Origin of the sequence: Aquabacterium sp. (assembly GCF_021768455.1) — a bacterium.
GTDB lineage: Bacteria > Pseudomonadota > Gammaproteobacteria > Burkholderiales > Burkholderiaceae_C > Aquabacterium.
Genome location: NZ_JAIZVX010000011.1, coordinates 15,502 through 30,960, shown reverse-complemented (window position 1 = coordinate 30,960; position 15,459 = coordinate 15,502). Strand labels below are relative to the sequence as shown.

The window sequence follows — 15,459 nt, the reverse complement described above, 5'->3', positions numbered from 1 at the left end:
TGACTTCCTCGGTGTCTGTACTTTAGGGAGGCGAAGTCAAGCCAAACAGGATGTTGCGCGTCACAAAGGATGCGTGCCTGACATTCTGAACACCCTCCCGGCGCTGCGCCAACGAAAAAGGCGCCCGAAGGCGCCTGGTGCGTGAGCAATGCACGCCGATGCGGCGTGCCGTGGTGAACAGGCTCAGAGGCGCTCGGCCACCCAGGCCTGCACGCCGGCCAGTGCCGCGGGCAGACCCGAGGCATCGGTGCCGCCGGCCATGGCCATGTCGGGCTTGCCGCCACCCTTGCCACCGACCTGCTGGGCCACGAAGTTGACCAGCTCGCCCGCCTTGACCTTGGCGGTGGTGTCGGCGGTCACGCCTGCGGCGATCTGCACTTTGCCACCCTCGACCGCGGCCAGCACGATGGCGGCGGTCTTGAGCTTGTCTTTCAGCTTGTCCATGGTCTCGCGCAGGGTCTTGGCGTCGGCGCCTTCCAGCGTCGCGGCCAGCACCTTCACACCCTTGACCTCGACGGCCTGGGCCATGAGCTCGTCACCCTGGGCCGATGCCAGCTTGCCCTTGAGCGCGGCGATTTCCTTCTCCAGGGCACGGATCTGGTCCTGGGCCGAGGCCACACGGGCCGGCACCTCGTGGGGGGCAGCCTTGAGCAAGGCGGCCACGCCCTGCACGGTGGCTTCCAGGTTCTGGGTGTAGGCCAGAGCGGCCTCACCGGTCACGGCCTCGATGCGGCGCACGCCTGCGGCCACACCGCCTTCGGAGACGACCTTGAACAGGCCGATGTCACCCGTGCGGTGCACGTGGGTGCCCCCGCAGAGTTCCTTGGTGTTGCCGATGGTCAGCACGCGCACGACCTCGCCGTACTTCTCGCCGAACAGCATCTGGGCGCCGGTCTTCTGGGCGTCTTCCAGGGCCATCAGCTGCGCCGAGGTGTCGGCGTTGAGCAGCACCTCGGCGTTGACCAGCTGCTCGATCTCGCGGATTTCTTCGGCCGTGAGCGGGGCACCATGCGCGAAGTCGAAACGGGTGCGCTCGGCCGTGACCTGCGAGCCCTTCTGCTGGACGTGCTCACCCAGCACGGTGCGCAGGGCTTCGTGCAGCAGGTGGGTGGCGCTGTGGTTGCGGGTGGTGCGGGCACGCTGCTCGGCATCGACCTTGGCGTTGAGCACGTCGCCGACCTTGAGCGAACCCTCGACCACGCGGCCGTGGTGACCGAACACGTCGGCCTGGATCTTCAGGGTGTCTTCCACCACGAAGCGGCTGGTGGCGTTGCGCAGGTCACCGGCATCACCAGCCTGGCCGCCGGACTCGGCGTAGAACGGGGTGTGGTCGAGCACGACCACGGCGTCGTCGCCGGCCGAAGCCTGCTGCACCGGGGCGCCGTCCACGTAGATGGCGGTGACGGTGCTGCCGTCCACGGTCAGGTGCTCGTAGCCCTGGAAGCCGGTGGGCACGCCGGTGTATTCCAGGCCGGCGGCCATCTTGAACTTGCCGGCGGCACGGGCCTGCTCGCGCTGGCGGGCCATGGCGGCGTCAAAGCCTGCCTGGTCGACGGTGACATCGCGCTCGCGGCAGACGTCGGCGGTCAGGTCGACGGGGAAGCCATAGGTGTCGTGCAGCTTGAAGGCGGTTTCGCCGTCGATCTGCTTTGTGCCAGCCGTTTCGACAGCAGCCAGGGCGCCCTCCAGGATTTCCATGCCGTTGGCAATGGTCTGGAAGAAGCGCTCTTCTTCGGTCTTGAGCACCTCGGTGATGCGCTTCTCGTTGGTGCGCAGCTCAGGGTAGGCCTCGCCCATCTCGGCCACCAGGGCCGCGACCAGCTTGTGGAAGAAGGGGGTGCGGGCGCCCAGCTTGTAGCCGTGGCGGATGGCGCGGCGCGTGATGCGGCGCAGCACATAGCCCCGGCCTTCGTTGCTGGGGATGACGCCATCGGCCACCGTGAAGGAGCAGGCGCGGATGTGGTCGGCAATGACCTTCAGCGAGGGGCTGTCGGCCGGAACGCCCCCTTCCACCGAGGCGCCGCCCGCGGCTTCCACGGCCGCCTTGGCCGCAGACAACAGGGCCACAAACAGGTCGATCTCGTAGTTGCTGTGCTTGCCTTGCAGCACCGTGGCGATGCGCTCCAGGCCCATGCCGGTGTCGACCGAGGGCTTGGGCAGCGGGTGCATCACGCCGTCTTCGGTGCGGTTGAACTGCATGAAGACGTTGTTCCAGATCTCGATGTAGCGGTCGCCGTCTTCATCGGGGCTGCCCGGAGGGCCGCCGGCGATCTCGGGGCCGTGGTCGTAGAAGATCTCGGTGCAGGGGCCGCAGGGGCCGGTGTCGCCCATCATCCAGAAGTTGTCGGACATGTAGCGGCCGCCCTTGTTGTCACCGATGCGCACGATGCGCTCGGCGGGCACGCCCACGACCTTGTTCCAGATCTCGTAGGCCTCGTCGTCTTCGGAATAGACGGTGACCCAGAGCTTCTCCTTCGGCAGCTTGAACTGCTCGGTCAGCAGCTCCCAGGCGAAGGAGATGGCGTCGTGCTTGAAATAGTCCCCGAAGCTGAAGTTGCCCAGCATTTCGAAGAAGGTGTGATGGCGCGCGGTGTAGCCGACGTTGTCCAGGTCGTTGTGCTTGCCGCCGGCGCGGATGCACTTCTGCGAGGTGGTGGCGCGGCTGTAGGGGCGCTTGTCGAAGCCCAGGAACACGTCCTTGAACTGGTTCATGCCCGCGTTGGTGAACAGCAGCGTGGGGTCGTCGCCAGGCACAACGGGGCTGGAGGACACGATGGCGTGCCCCTTGGACTCGAAGTACTTCAGGAACGTGGAGCGGATCTGGGCGGCTTTCATCCGGGGTCTTTCTCGTTGTGTCGAGGTGATCTGGGCTGCGCGGGCCGGGGAGCCAGGCGACAGCGAAGCTTCTGATTATAGATTTCGGGGGGCGACGGCGGGCAGAGCCCTGCCTTGTGAACGTTTTCACACGCCTGCGACAAGGCTGACACACCGGCGCGTCAACCGAACGCTGTGTTGCCACGTTGTAAACCCCATGCGGCCTGCTGTTCAGGCCGACATGGAGCCAAACGATGATGGACAAGGCCGTTGAACGACAACTGTTGCGCTTTTGTGCTGCCCAGCAGGCCGACTTCAACCCGGGCGCCTGGCGCGCCCTTCAGGCACAACGCCCTCAGGAAACCCTCTGCGCCATGCTGATGCTGTCGAAGGCACGCTGGTATGGCCGCCTCAAAGAGCTGGGTGCCCTGGTGCAGAGCAGCCTGCCCGCCGAGCCGGCCCCGAGCCAGGCCGTGGCACTGGCCCAGCAATGCGGGTTCGACCGAGCCCGCTTTGCCGAGCGCCTGCGCGAGCAGATGTGGTTCAGCCAGGAACCGAAACGCTGAGCGACGCCCGGCCCTGGCGGTGCGCCCAGCCATAAAGCAGGGGCAGCACGAACAGGGTCAGCACGGTGGACGACAGGATGCCACCGATCACCACCGTGGCCAGGGGGCGCTGCACCTCGGCGCCCGTGCCGATGGCCAGGGCCATGGGCACAAAACCCAGGCTGGCGACCAGCGCGGTCATCAACACGGGGCGAAGGCGGGTCAAGGCCCCTTCCCGGATCGCCGGGGCCAGGGCCATGCCGCCCTCGCGCAGGCTGCGGATGAAGGCGATCATCACCAGGCCATTGAGCACCGCAACCCCCGACAGGGCAATGAAGCCCACCCCCGCCGAAATGGACAGGGGGATGTCGCGCAGCCACAGCGCGGCCACCCCACCCGTGAGGGCGAAGGGCACGCCGGTGAAGACCAGCAGGCCGTCCTTCAGGTTGCCGAACATGGCGTAGAGCAGCACGAACACCAGCAACAGGGCCGCGGGCACGACGATGGCCAGCCGCTGTGAGGCCGATTGCAGCTGCTCGAAGGTGCCTCCCCAGGTGGTCCAGTAGCCGCTCGGGACCTTGACACTCGCCTCGATGCGCGCCTGGGCCTCGCCCACGAAGCTGCCGATGTCGCGGCCACGCACGTTGGCGGTCACCACCACGCGGCGCTTGCCCGCTTCCCGGCTGATCTGGTTGGGACCGGGGTTGAGGTCGAAGCTGGCCACATCGGACAGGCGCACGAAGAGGGCATGCCCCACCGTGCCGCCGGCCGGCAGGCGCAAGGGCAGCTGCCCCAGTGCGTCCAGGTCCTGACGCAGGGCCTCGGGCAGGCGCACCAGGATCTCGAAGCGGCGGTCGCCCTCGAACACGGCGCCCGCCTCGCGCCCACCCAGGGCGGTGGCCAGGGTGTCCTGGATGTCGGCCACATTCAGGCCCAGACGGGCGGCCTTTTCGCGGTCGATCTGCACCGTGAGCATGGGCAGACCCGTGGTGGCCTCCACCTTCACATCTTCGGCCCCCGGCACGCCTTCCAGCACCTCGGCGATCTCGGTGGCCGTGGCGTTGAGCGTGGCCATGTCGTCGCCAAAGACCTTCACGGCCACGTCGCTGCGCACCCCCGAGATCAGCTCGTTGAAGCGCATCTGGATGGGCTGGGTGAACTCGTAGTTGCTGCCCGGCACCGCCATCACGGCGGCCTGCATGGCCTCGATCAGCTCGGCCTTGGGCCGTTTGGGGTCGGGCCATTGAGAACGCGGCTTGAGCATCACGAAGGTGTCGGCCACGCTGGGGGGCATGGGATCGGTGGCGATGTCGGCGGTGCCCAGCTTGGCGAACACGGCCTGCACCTCGGGGAAGGCCTTGATGGTGCGCTCCAGCTGGGCCTGCATCGCGACCGACTGGCTCAGGCTGGTGCCGGGGATGCGCAGCGCGTGCAGGGCGATGTCGTGCTCGTCCAGGCTGGGAATGAACTCGCTGCCCATGCGCGTGGCCATCAGACCGGCCAGGGCCACCGACACGGCCGTGGCGGCCAGCACCACGGCCGGTTTCGCCAGCACCTTGTCCAGCACGGCGGCGTAGGCCCGACGGGCCCAGCCCATCAGGCGGTTTTCGCGCTCGCTGACCGGGCCGGTGAGGCACAGGGCCAGTGCCGCCGGCACAAAGGTCATCGACAGCACCATGGCGCCCAGCAGCGCGGCCACAACGGTGAAGGCCATGGGATGGAACATCTTGCCCTCGACGCCCGTGAGGGCAAAGATGGGCAGATAGACCACCATGATGATGAGCTGCCCATACAGCAGGGGCCGACGCGACTCGCGGGCCGCGGCAAACACCTCGTGAAAGCGCTCGCTGCGCGTCAGCGGCCGCCCAAGCATCGCCTGGGCGTGGGCCAGGCGGCGCACGCCGTTTTCGACGATGACCACCGCGCCGTCGATGATGATGCCGAAGTCGAGTGCACCCAGGCTCATCAGGTTGGCGCTCACCTTCTGGCTGACCATGCCGGTGAAGGTGAACAGCATCGACAGCGGGATCACCATGGCCGTGATCAGCGCCGCCCGCACGTTGCCCAGGAAGGCAAACAGGATGACGACGACCAGCACGGCCCCCTCGAAGAGGTTCTTCTTCACGGTGGCGATGGCCTTGTCGACCAGCACGGTGCGGTCGTAGACCGTCTTGGCGACCACACCGGCCGGCAGCGACTTGTTGACCTGCCGGAGGCGTTCGTCCACGGCGCGCGAGACGTCGCGGCTGTTTTCACCGATCAGCATGAAGACCGTGCCGAGCACGACTTCGCGGCCGTCTTCGGTGGCTGCGCCGGTGCGCAGGTCCTGGCCCAGCAGCACCTGGGCCACGTCGCGGATGCGCACGCTCACGCCGTCGGCCTGCTTGACCACGATGGCACCGATGTCGCCCAGGCCCTGCACCTGGCCCGGTGCACGGATCAGGTACTGCTCACCGCGGCGCTCGATGTAGCCGGCGCCCACGTTGGCGTTGTTGCGCTCCAGGGCCTCGACCAGGTCGGCCAGGCTCAGCCCATGCGCGACCAGCCGGGCCGGATCGGGCGCGACCTGGAAGGCCTTGCTTTCGCCACCGATGGTGTTGATCTCGGTGACGCCGGGCACGTTGCGCAACTGCGGCTTGATGATCCAGTCCTGGATTTCGCGCAGGTCCATGGGGGTGTAGGCGCTGCCATCGGCCTTGCGGGCGCCCGGCAGGGTCTCGACCGTCCACATGTAGATCTCGCCCAGGCCGGTGGCGATGGGGCCCAGCGCCGGGGCCAAGCCCGCGGGCAGGCGACCGCGGGCCTCCTGGATGCGCTCGTTGACCAGCTGGCGGGCGAAGTAGATGTCGGTGCCATCCTGGAACACCACCGTGACCTGAGACAGGCCATAGCGCGACAGGGAGCGCACCTCTTTCAAACCCGGCAACCCCGCCATGGTCGCCTCGATGGGCACGGTGACGCGCTGCTCGGCCTCCAGCGGCGAGTAGCCCGAGGCTTCGGTGTTGACCTGGACCTGGACGTTGGTGATGTCGGGCACGGCGTCGATCGGCAGCTTCTGGTAGCTGTAGACGCCGATGGCCGCCATCACCAGGGTGGCCAGCAACACCAGCCAGCGCTGGGCCAGCACGCCTTGCAGCACGCGTTCGAAGACGGTGGGGGTCTCAGTGGTCATGGCTGGCTCCTGCCTTGCCGAGCTCGGCCTTGATCACGAAGCTGTTGCCGACGGCGTAACGCTCACCGGCGTTGAGGCCCTCGCGCACCTCGACCAGGCGGCCGTCGCTGCGCCCCAGCGTCAAGGGGCGGGCTTCGAGTTGCTGCCCATATCGGCCGAAGACGACCTGCCAATCGCGCAGCCCCTGGATGGCAGCGGCCTCCACGGCCACCGGCACCTCGGCCTCGCCGGCCGAGACGGCCACGCTCACCGGCAGGCCTGGTCGCCACAGGCCCTTGGGGTTGGCCAGCACCACACGCGCCGTGGCGCTGCGGCTCTGCTCGCCCACCATGGCGCTCACGTGGGCGATGGTGCCCGAGGCCTGCCCTTCGATGCCCGCGGCCTTGACCTGCACGGGCTGGCCGGGGCGCACCGCGGCCAGGTCCTGCGTGGCCACGGGAAGCTCGACCCACACCGACGACAGGTCAGACACGGTGAACACCGCTTCGTTCTCGGCCAGCGACTGGCCCACGGTGATGCGCTGCTCGGTGACGATGCCGTCGATCGGCGAGCGCAGCGCAAAACGCGTCAGTGCACCCGAGCCGCCGGGCTGCACGCCCAGGTTGGCGAGCTTCTGGCGGATGGCCTGCTCGGCGATCTCGGCTTCCTGCAAGGCGGCGCGTGCCTGCAGGTAGTCCTGCTCGGGCGAGATCTTGTCCTGCCAGAGCTGCTTTTCGCGATCGTGGGTGCTGCGCGCCAGGGCCAGGCGGCGCTGGGCGGCCAGGGCTTCGGCGCGCTGGTCGGCCAGAGCGGGGCTCGACAGCACCGCCAGCACCTGCCCCTTGCGCACGCGGGCCCCTGCCGAGACCTCCACCGCCTCGACCAGGCCGGCCACACGGGGCACGACCTGCACGGTGCGGTCGCCGTTGTAACGCACCTCGCCCAGCAGCTCCAGCTGGCTCTGGATGCGTGCGGGGCCAGCCACGGCGAACGTCACACCCGCCTGCTGGAGTTGGGCGTCGCTCATGGTGACGCGGGCTTCTTCCTGCTCGTAGGCAAAGCGGTGGGTCTGCCCGCCTTGCACGGCGGCCAGGGTGACCTTGAAGGAATGGGGCTCGCTCACCTCCGCATCGCCGCGGAGGAAATCACCCTGAGGCTGGAAGCGGATCAGCTGGGGCGCACGGCCCAGGCGCTCCAGCGTGACGGTGGCCGTGAGCCCGCCAGGGGCCACGGGCTTGCCATCCTGCGTGGCATAGAGCCTGAACTCGGGCGGCACGCCCGTTTCAAAAATGACCAGCTCAAAACGGGTGGCCCCGGCCTGAAAAAGACGGCCGCCGTGAGGCCCCTTGTCCGAAGGGGCCTGCTCGTCCGCATGGTCCTTCTCATCGGCATGGTCGCCATGAGCGTGTTCACCGCCGGCCTGAGACGGACCTTTTTGCAGCACGGCCCAGCCCAGGGCCGCGCCCAGCGCGAGCACGGCCGCCACGGCCAGCCAGGAAGAGGTTTTCTTGGGGGTGTTCATGGTGTCAGTCTTTCGTCGGGGTGGGCTCACCCAGCAGCGCATGCAGGTGGGCATCGGCCTCGAAGGCCTGGGCGGCGGCGCTCAGCGCCTGGGTCTCGGCCTCGAACAGCGTGCGCTGGGCATCGAGCACATCGAGGAAACCGAACTTGCCCAGCTCGAAGCCACGGGTGCTGGCCGCAAAGGCCTGGCGCGCGGCGGGCAACACCCGCTCGCGCAGGGTCTGCGCCTGCACCAGGGCCGAGGAGAGCTGCGACAAGGCCTGCTCCGCCTGCGCGCCGATCCGGGCCCGCAAGGCCTCGCTGTCGATGCGGGCCTTGTCCTCCCGGCGGCTGGCCTCCACGATCGCGCCCTGGTTGCGGTCGAACAGGGGCAGCACCCAGCTGACGCCGAGGATGGCCTGGTTGCGGCCCGCCTCGGCATCGCGCCTGGCCCCGAGCGAGACCGTCAGGTCCGGCGTGCGCCGGGCGCGCTCCACCTCGGCCAGGGCCTGCCTGCGGCTCACTTCCTGCTGGGCCTGGGCCACCAGCGGCGAGGCCGACAGCTGCAGGGGCAGCGGCCTCCATCGGTCGGCAGAAGGCAGGCGGGCCAGATCGGCCTCCACCACCAGCGCCTTGGTGCTCGTGGCCAGCTCGGTCGGCTCGCCCATGGCCTGCCGCAGCCGTGCCACGGTGGCGCGCTGCTCGCCTTGCGCCACGGCCACCGCCGACAGCGCCTGGGCCTCGGCCACCTGGGCCTTCAGCGCCTCCACCGGCGAGACCTTGCCGGCCTGCACACGCCGGTCGGCCCCTTCCCGCGCCTGGGTGGCCAGGCGGGCCAGCTCTTCCGACAGGCGCACCCGCTCCTGGGCCACCGCCGCAGCGTGAAAGGCCAGGCGCAGGTCGGCGCCCACCTGGGCCCGCCGCACGGCCGCCTCCACATCGGCCGCCCCTTCTGCGGCCCGGGCCACGCCCAGCCGCGCTTCGCGCTTGCCACCCAGCTCCACCGGCTGGTTCAGCTGGATGGTGGTGCTGCGTGTGGCACGCCGGGTGTCTTCCACCAGCGTGGCAAGCTCGGGGTTTTGCCAGGCCGCAGCCTGCTGGGTGGCCGCCCCAGCGGCCTCACTCTCCATCTGGGACGCGCGCAAATCGGGGTGCTGGGCCAGCGCCGCAGCCAGGGCCTGATCCAGGCTCAAGCCCTGGGCCCAGGCCACCTGGGCGCCCAACACCATCATGGGACCACACAGGGTCAGGCACGCCCGGCGCGCCGCCCTGGAAACATCAAACCTTCGCATCGAATTCTCCGCAATCAGCAGGGGACATTCGGCGAACAGGTCGGGCGCCCTCGCAGGGCTCCCGCATCACTCAGGCATGCGTGTGGCGAGCGGTCGCTCCCGCGCCTCGCAAACCAGGCCTCGCATCACCCGATGCAGGCCACCCGTTTCGCCGGCTCAGTGCGAGCGCGGCCAGTTGGGCCGATCGATGCGGGTCGCGTCGACAGAGGCGTAAGCGGCCAGAGGCGATGCCACAGCGACGTGTGGCGGCATGGTGCCAGGCCAGGGCAGGCTGGCCGGCAGGAGCGATGCCGTCCCACAGCAGTGGTGATCGTGGTCGGCCATGGCATCGGCCTGGCTCAGATCGGCATCGGCCGAGTGCCCAGCCTGGTCGGCTTTGACCTCGGCATGGTGGCGGTGCTCGTGATGGCCCAGATGATGGGACGCACTGGGTGCGCGTTCGTGCAGGCAGTACGGTTCCACGGCAGCCCAGAGGGCCTGGAACGGCAGCAAAGCCAGCAGGAACATGGCGATCCAACGACGCATGCCGCGCAGTATATCGACCTGCCCTCTCCCTGGCGCGCCGCTCACCGTGCACCCGTCACGCGCAAGAGTCGCAGGCCGTTGCCCACCACCAGCAAACTGGCGCCCACGTCGGCGAACACCGCCATCCACATCGTGCCCAGCCCCATCACGGTCAGCACCAGGAACACGAGCTTGATGCCCAGCGCCAGAACGATGTTCTGCACCAGCAGCGCATGGGTGCGCCGCGACAGCCGCACAAACCGAGGCAGCTTGCGCAGGTCGTCGTCCATCAGGGCCACATCGGCGGTGTCGATGGCCGTGCCCGTGCCGGCGGCCCCCATGGCAAAGCCAATGTCGGCCCGGGCCAGTGCCGGCGCATCGTTGATGCCATCGCCCACCATGCCGACGCCGCCCGATCTGCCCAGCCTTGCCTCGATGGAACGCAGCTTGTCGTCGGGCAGCAGGCCGCCCTGCACCTCGACGATGCCCAGCTCGGCCCCGATCGCCCGGGCCACCGCCACGTTGTCACCCGTGAGCATCACGGTGCGCACACCCAGGGCATGGAGTTCGGCCACGGCCTCGCGGCTGCTCTCCTTCAGGGTGTCGGCCACGCCAAACAGGGCCAGCACGCGCCCCTCAACCGTCAGCACCACCACGGTCTTGCCCTGGGCCTCCAGGTCCTGCACGCGGGCGGCCAGTTCGGGCGAATCGACCCCTTGTTCGCCAGCCAGCCGGTGGTTGCCCAGCCAGTAAGTCTGGCCGGCGATGTCGCCGCGCACGCCGCGCCCGGCCAAGGCTTCGAAATGCATCACCTCGTGCAAGGGCAGGCCCGCCACCTCCGCCGCCGCGGCAATGGCGCGGGAAACCGGGTGGTCGGAGCGCGCGGCCAGGCTGGCGGCCAGGCTGCACACGCGGGCCTCCTCCTGGCCCGCCCAGGCCAGCACATCCGTCTGCTCGGGGCGCCCCCGGGTGAGCGTGCCGGTCTTGTCCAGCGCCATCCAGCGCAGGCTGCGGCCCGCTTCGAGGTAGGCCCCGCCCTTGACGAGGATGCCCTGGCGTGCCGCCGCCGCCAGCCCGCTCACGATGGTCACCGGCGTGGAGATCACCAGCGCACAGGGGCAGGCGATCACCAGCAGCACCAGGGCCTTGTAGACCCAATCCAGCCAGCCTCCCCCCATCCACCAGGGCGGCAGCACCGCCACGCCCACGGCCACGGCCAGCACGGCCGGCGTGTAGACCTTGGCAAAGCGGTCGACGAAACGCTGCGTGGGCGCACGCGCGCCCTGCGCCGTCGACACGGCATGGACGATGCGCGCCAGGGTGCTGCCATCCAAGGTGGCCGTCACCGTCAGCTCAAAGGCCCCCGCCCCGTTGACGGTGCCCGCGTAGACCTCGTCCCCCGGGGCCTTGTCGACCGGCATGCCCTCCCCCGTGATCGGCGCCTGGTTCACCACCGAGCGCCCGCTCACCACGGTGCCGTCCAGGGCAATGCGTTCACCGGGCCGGACGCGCACGCGCGCCCCGATGGGCACCTCGCTGGCCGCCACCTCCTGCCACCTGCCATCGGCCTGCCTCACGGTGACCCGCTCTGGCGCCAACTGCAGCAGGCCCTGGATGGCATCGCGGGCACGGTCCAGCGAGCGGGCCTCGATCAGCTCGGCCAGCGTGAACAGCACCATCACCATGGCGGCCTCCGGCCACTGACCCAGCACCATCGCGCCAGTCACGGCCAGGCTCATCAACGCATTGATGTTGAAGTTGCCATGGCGCAGCGCCAAGCAGCCCTTGCGAAAGGTGGTGGTGCCGCAGGCCATCACCGCGGCCACGGCCAGCAGGGCTGCCACCCAGCCAGGTGCACCCCACCCATGCGCCAGTTCGGCCCCCAGCGCGGCCCCGGCACCCAGGGCCAGTGGCCACCAGCGCGGCGGCGCCTGAACCGATGCCTCCACCCGCGTGGGCGCTTCGTCGAGCAGCTCGGGCGTGAAGTCCAGCGAGCGGATGGCCGCCAGCACCTCGCCCACCAGAGCGGGCTGGTGCGACACAGTCAGCACGCGCTGCATCAGGTTGAAATCCATGCCGTGCACACCGGGCATCCCACCCAGCTTGCGGCGCAGCAAGCCCTCCTCGGTCGGGCAGTCCATCTGCATGATGCGGATGGTGGTGCGCACCGCTGTGGCGGGCACAGGCGATGCAGCCTGGGCATCGGGACGACCTTGGGAATCTGGGTGTGTGGACATGTTGGGTGGCCGGGTTGAATCCCGTGCACCCATTACACAAGCTGAAGCTGCTATAGAGTCAAGGGGTTTCTGGAGGCCCCATGAAAATCGGCGAACTCGCTCAGATCGCGCAGTGCACGGTGGAGACCATCCGCTATTACGAGAAAGAAGGCCTGCTGCCCGAGCCCGGGCGCACCGCAGGCAACTTCCGCGTCTATGGCCCGGCGCACACCGAACGCCTGCGCTTCATCCGCAACTGCCGTGCGCTCGACATGAGCCACCACGAGATCCACACCCTGCTGGCCCTTGCCAACCAGCCCGAACAGGGTTGCCATGCGGTGAACGAGGTGCTGGACGCACACATTGCCCACGTGGACGAACGGATCAGGGAACTGGAACAACTCCGCCAACAGCTCACCGCCTTGCGCGGGCGCTGCCGGGACGAACAGGCGATGCCGGCCTGCGGCATCCTGCAGGGTCTGGCCGAGATGGAGACCGAGCCCAAAGCCGGACGTCACACCCACCTGGGTTGACGCGGGACTTGAATGCTGGAGCGGGTGATGGGAATCGAACCCACGTTATTTGCTTGGGAAGCAAGAGTCCTACCATTGAACGACACCCGCAGCATCTGAGATTCTAGCCCAGCTCCCGCCACTTGCAGCCCCGGCTTGCCGCACTGAGGCCCCTGCCCCACACAAGATGAGGCACACTCTCGCCTTCGTTTTGATCCCACCCCAGCCGCATGTCCAGCAGCGAGTCCACCCCGCCCGAGCACCCCACCGGCGCCGATGACGCCACCGAACCGCTCACCGAGCAGCCCCAGGAACACGGCGGCCCGGCCTTCCCGCGCGCCATCCGCAGCTATGTGATGCGCGCTGGCCGCACGACCGAGGGCCAGGCCCGCGCCCTGGCCGAGCTGGGCCCGCGCTTCGTCCTGCCCTTTGCAGAGCAGGCACTCGACTACCCCACCGTCTTCGGCCGCCAGGCTCCGGTGGTGTTCGAGATCGGTTTCGGCATGGGCGACGCCACCGCCAAGATCGCCGAGGCGCTGCCCGATGTCGACTTCATCGGCTGCGAGGTGCACGAACCCGGCGTGGGCGCCCTGCTCAAGCAGATCGGCGAACGTGGCCTGAGCAACCTGCGCATCTGCCAGCACGATGCGGTCGAGGTGCTGGCCCACATGGTGCCCCTGGCTTCGCTGTCGGGCATCCACATCTACTTCCCCGACCCTTGGCACAAGAAGCGCCACCACAAGCGCCGCCTGATCCAGCCCGAATTCGTGGCCAAGCTCTGCGCCCACCTGGCACCCGGCGGCTACATGCACCTGGCCACCGACTGGGAGCCCTATGCCCAGCAGATGCTGGAAGTGCTGAGCGCCGAGCCCTCGCTGCAAAACACCGCCGAGGGCTATGCCGAGAAGCCCGCCTACCGCCCGCTGACCAAGTTCGAGAACCGCGGCCTGCGTCTGGGCCATGGCGTGTGGGACCTCGTCTTCCGCAAAAAGGCCTGAAAGGCCATGAAAAAGGGCGCTGCCTCGAGAGAAGCAGCGCCCTTTTTGTTGCCCCGGGGCCGACGAGACGTCAGCCCGGCAGCCCAGCTCAGTTGCTGAACTTGTAGTCGGTCTTGGCCTTGGCCTTGAGGTCGTCGCGGAACTTGGCCAGCTTGGTTTGCGTCTGGCGCTGCAGGATCTGGCCCTTCACTTCGTCGTAGCTCGGGAAGGAGGCGGTGCGCACGTCTTCCAGCTTGATGATGTGGAAGCCGAACTGCGACTTCACGGGCGCATCGGTGATCTGGCCCTTTTGCAGCTTGGTCAGGGCTTGCGAGAACTCGGGCACGTAGTTGCCGGGATTGGCCCAGTCGAGGTCGCCACCGTTTTCGGCAGAGCCCGGGTCCTTCGAATTCTTCTTGGCCAGGTCTTCGAACTTGGCGCCGGCCTTGAGTTGCGAGATCAGGGCCTTGGCCTGGTCTTCCGACTCGACCAGGATGTGGCGGGCACGGTATTCCTGGCCACCGTTGGCGGCCTTGATCTTGTCGTACTCGGCCTTGGCTTCGGCTTCGTCAGGCGGGTTCTTCTTTTCGAAGTCCTGGAACAGGGCGCGGATCAGGATCGACTGACGCGCGAACTCCATCTGGGTCTTGTAATCGGCGGTGGCCTGCAGGCCGCGCTTCTCGGCTTCCTGCAGGAAGATTTCGCGCAGCACGATTTCGTCCTTGACCTTCTGCTCCAGGTCCGGCGTGCGGGTCTGGGGCGGCTGGCCGGGTTGCTGCTGCTTGAGGATCTGGTCGATCATCGCCTCGGCGCGGGCCTTGGGCACAGCCTTGCCGTTGACGATGGTGATGTTCTGCGCGAACACCAGCGGAGCGGCCAGCGTGAGCGAAGCAGCCAGCAAGGCAGCCTGAGCGATACGGGAGGTCTTCATGATGAGCGAAAAGTCTTTCTTGGATTGTTCAGACAGGCTCGGCTTTGATCACCAGGGCATGGATGCCTTGGGCGATCAAATCGCGCAGGGCATCATACACAAGGCGATGCCGCTGAACGTGTGTCAAACCGTTGAAGCAGCGACCCTTGATCTGCACTGTAAAGTGGGTGCCATGGTCGGCGCCACTGTGGCCCGCATGGCCAGCGTGCTCATGGCTGTCGTCGGTGACGACCAGGGTTTCCGGTTGCAAAGTAGCGTGAAGCACTTGCTCCAGCTTGGCGGCGGTCACGGCGTTGTCGCTCATGGTGGGATCCCTTCGAGGCAATGTGAGGTGCGGGGTCAGGCGGACTTGTCGGCGGCGGGCTCGGCCGGGCTCATGTGCTTGCCCAGGTAGAGGCCTTGCGCGAGCGTGAAGACCAGGGTGAGACCCAGGCTACCCCACATCTTGAAGTTGACCCAGACGTCGGTCGGGTAGTTGAACGCCACGTACAGGTTCAGCACGCCCATGCCGGCAAAGAAGGCCACCCAGGCCCAGCCCAGCTGGCGCCACACGGCATCCGGCACATCGACCTGGCCGCCCATCATCTGGCGCAGCATCTTCTTGCCCAGCAGCACCTCGCTCACAAAGAGGCCGCCGCCCATGAGCCAGTAAATGGCGGTGGGCTTCCACTTGATGAAGGTCTCGTCGTGGAACCACAGGGTGAGCCCGCCCAGCACGACCACGATCACCAGACCGGCCCAGAGCATCTTGTCGACGGGCTTGCGCAGGGCCTTGAGCACGATCACCTGCAGCAGGGTCACGGCCACCACCACCAGCGTGGCCAGCAGCGTGGGCGCTTCGGTCGGGCCCACCACGCCGCCCGAGACGGCAAAGCCCAGGTAGTGGGTCATCCACTGCGCGGCCTGTTCCCGGTGCCCCTCACCCCACTTGAAGGCGGTGAAGAACAGGATGATGGGCAGCAGGTCGAAAAAGATCTTCATGTGAAAGCGGGCCCCGTGGGGCCCGTGGTTGGCACG

12 protein-coding genes and 1 tRNA gene are annotated in these 15,459 nt (G+C 68.1%); 3 read left to right on the top strand and 10 right to left on the bottom strand.

All coding sequences use genetic code 11. The annotated features are described in order from the left end of the window. Positions 1-183: 183 nt before the first annotated feature. Entirely contained in the window at positions 184-2,835 is a 2,652-nt protein-coding gene (gene alaS / locus QZ994_RS02845; protein ID WP_290867916.1) for an alanine--tRNA ligase, read from the bottom strand. 236 nt (positions 2,836-3,071) lie between these two features. Here alaS and QZ994_RS02840 point away from each other — a divergent pair, with 236 nt between their 5' ends. Continuing rightward, positions 3,072-3,380: a hypothetical protein gene (locus QZ994_RS02840; RefSeq protein WP_290867913.1), complete on the top strand. Its 309-nt coding sequence runs from the start codon at positions 3,072-3,074 to the stop codon at positions 3,378-3,380. On the opposite strand, the gene QZ994_RS02835 is transcribed toward QZ994_RS02840, so the two are convergent. From QZ994_RS02835 to QZ994_RS02815, 5 genes are all read right to left on the bottom strand, one after another. Continuing rightward, positions 3,358-6,531: a CusA/CzcA family heavy metal efflux RND transporter gene (locus QZ994_RS02835; protein ID WP_290867910.1), complete on the bottom strand. Its 3,174-nt coding sequence runs from the start codon at positions 6,529-6,531 to the stop codon at positions 3,358-3,360. The genes QZ994_RS02840 and QZ994_RS02835 overlap by 23 nt on opposite strands. Beyond that, complete coding sequence (locus QZ994_RS02830; RefSeq protein ID WP_290867908.1) at positions 6,521-8,032, bottom strand: efflux RND transporter periplasmic adaptor subunit; 1,512 nt, start codon at positions 8,030-8,032, stop codon at positions 6,521-6,523. The genes QZ994_RS02835 and QZ994_RS02830 overlap by 11 nt, the downstream gene beginning before the upstream one ends. Positions 8,033-8,036: 4 nt before the next feature. Further along, complete coding sequence (locus tag QZ994_RS02825) at positions 8,037-9,242, bottom strand: TolC family protein (protein WP_290867904.1); 1,206 nt, start codon at positions 9,240-9,242, stop codon at positions 8,037-8,039. Between the two features lie 216 nt (positions 9,243-9,458). Beyond that, complete coding sequence (locus QZ994_RS02820; protein ID WP_290867901.1) at positions 9,459-9,827, bottom strand: hypothetical protein; 369 nt, start codon at positions 9,825-9,827, stop codon at positions 9,459-9,461. Between the two features lie 41 nt (positions 9,828-9,868). Beyond that, positions 9,869-12,043: a heavy metal translocating P-type ATPase gene (locus QZ994_RS02815; RefSeq protein WP_290867898.1), complete on the bottom strand. Its 2,175-nt coding sequence runs from the start codon at positions 12,041-12,043 to the stop codon at positions 9,869-9,871. A gap of 80 nt (positions 12,044-12,123) precedes the next feature. Between QZ994_RS02815 and cadR the strand changes: the two genes are divergently transcribed. Then, the gene (cadR, locus tag QZ994_RS02810) at positions 12,124-12,555 is read left to right on the top strand and encodes a Cd(II)/Pb(II)-responsive transcriptional regulator (RefSeq protein ID WP_290867895.1); all 432 of its coding nucleotides are present in this window, start codon (positions 12,124-12,126) and stop codon (positions 12,553-12,555) included. Between the two features lie 16 nt (positions 12,556-12,571). Here cadR and QZ994_RS02805 read toward each other — a convergent pair. After that, a tRNA-Gly gene (locus QZ994_RS02805) sits at positions 12,572-12,645 on the bottom strand. A gap of 245 nt (positions 12,646-12,890) precedes the next feature. Between QZ994_RS02805 and trmB the strand changes: the two genes are divergently transcribed. Then, positions 12,891-13,532, top strand: coding sequence for a tRNA (guanosine(46)-N7)-methyltransferase TrmB (gene trmB, locus QZ994_RS02800; protein ID WP_290867969.1), 642 nt, complete (start codon positions 12,891-12,893; stop codon positions 13,530-13,532). Positions 13,533-13,620: 88 nt separating this feature from the next. Here trmB and QZ994_RS02795 read toward each other — a convergent pair whose 3' ends face one another. Genes QZ994_RS02795 through QZ994_RS02785 form a run of 3 tightly spaced genes read right to left on the bottom strand, consistent with a single transcriptional unit; the run spans position 13,621 to position 15,423 of the window. Further along, on the bottom strand, positions 13,621-14,442 hold the full coding sequence (locus QZ994_RS02795; RefSeq protein ID WP_290867892.1) for a peptidylprolyl isomerase: 822 nt from the start codon (positions 14,440-14,442) through the stop codon (positions 13,621-13,623). Between the two features lie 28 nt (positions 14,443-14,470). Beyond that, positions 14,471-14,746 carry a BolA family transcriptional regulator gene (locus QZ994_RS02790; protein WP_290867890.1) on the bottom strand — a complete coding sequence of 92 codons (276 nt, stop codon included), beginning with the start codon at positions 14,744-14,746 and terminating at the stop codon, positions 14,471-14,473. A 35-nt stretch (positions 14,747-14,781) separates the two neighbouring features. Further along, positions 14,782-15,423: a septation protein A gene (locus QZ994_RS02785; RefSeq protein ID WP_290867887.1), complete on the bottom strand. Its 642-nt coding sequence runs from the start codon at positions 15,421-15,423 to the stop codon at positions 14,782-14,784. Positions 15,424-15,459 lie beyond the last annotated feature (36 nt).

Bases quoted from the DNA above. Each gene is read 5' to 3' on its own strand.
- alaS (WP_290867916.1), bottom strand. From the start codon at position 2,835: ATGAAAGCCGCCCAGATCCGCTCCACGTTCCTGAAGTACTTCGAGTCC.
- QZ994_RS02840 (WP_290867913.1), top strand. From the start codon at position 3,072: ATGGACAAGGCCGTTGAACGACAACTGTTGCGCTTTTGTGCTGCCCAG.
- QZ994_RS02835 (WP_290867910.1), bottom strand. From the start codon at position 6,531: ATGACCACTGAGACCCCCACCGTCTTCGAACGCGTGCTGCAAGGCGTG.
- QZ994_RS02830 (WP_290867908.1), bottom strand. From the start codon at position 8,032: ATGAACACCCCCAAGAAAACCTCTTCCTGGCTGGCCGTGGCGGCCGTG.
- QZ994_RS02825 (WP_290867904.1), bottom strand. From the start codon at position 9,242: ATGATGGTGTTGGGCGCCCAGGTGGCCTGGGCCCAGGGCTTGAGCCTG.
- QZ994_RS02820 (WP_290867901.1), bottom strand. From the start codon at position 9,827: ATGCGTCGTTGGATCGCCATGTTCCTGCTGGCTTTGCTGCCGTTCCAG.
- QZ994_RS02815 (WP_290867898.1), bottom strand. From the start codon at position 12,043: ATGTCCACACACCCAGATTCCCAAGGTCGTCCCGATGCCCAGGCTGCA.
- cadR (WP_290867895.1), top strand. From the start codon at position 12,124: ATGAAAATCGGCGAACTCGCTCAGATCGCGCAGTGCACGGTGGAGACC.
- trmB (WP_290867969.1), top strand. From the start codon at position 12,891: ATGCGCGCTGGCCGCACGACCGAGGGCCAGGCCCGCGCCCTGGCCGAG.
- QZ994_RS02795 (WP_290867892.1), bottom strand. From the start codon at position 14,442: ATGAAGACCTCCCGTATCGCTCAGGCTGCCTTGCTGGCTGCTTCGCTC.
- QZ994_RS02790 (WP_290867890.1), bottom strand. From the start codon at position 14,746: ATGAGCGACAACGCCGTGACCGCCGCCAAGCTGGAGCAAGTGCTTCAC.
- QZ994_RS02785 (WP_290867887.1), bottom strand. From the start codon at position 15,423: ATGAAGATCTTTTTCGACCTGCTGCCCATCATCCTGTTCTTCACCGCC.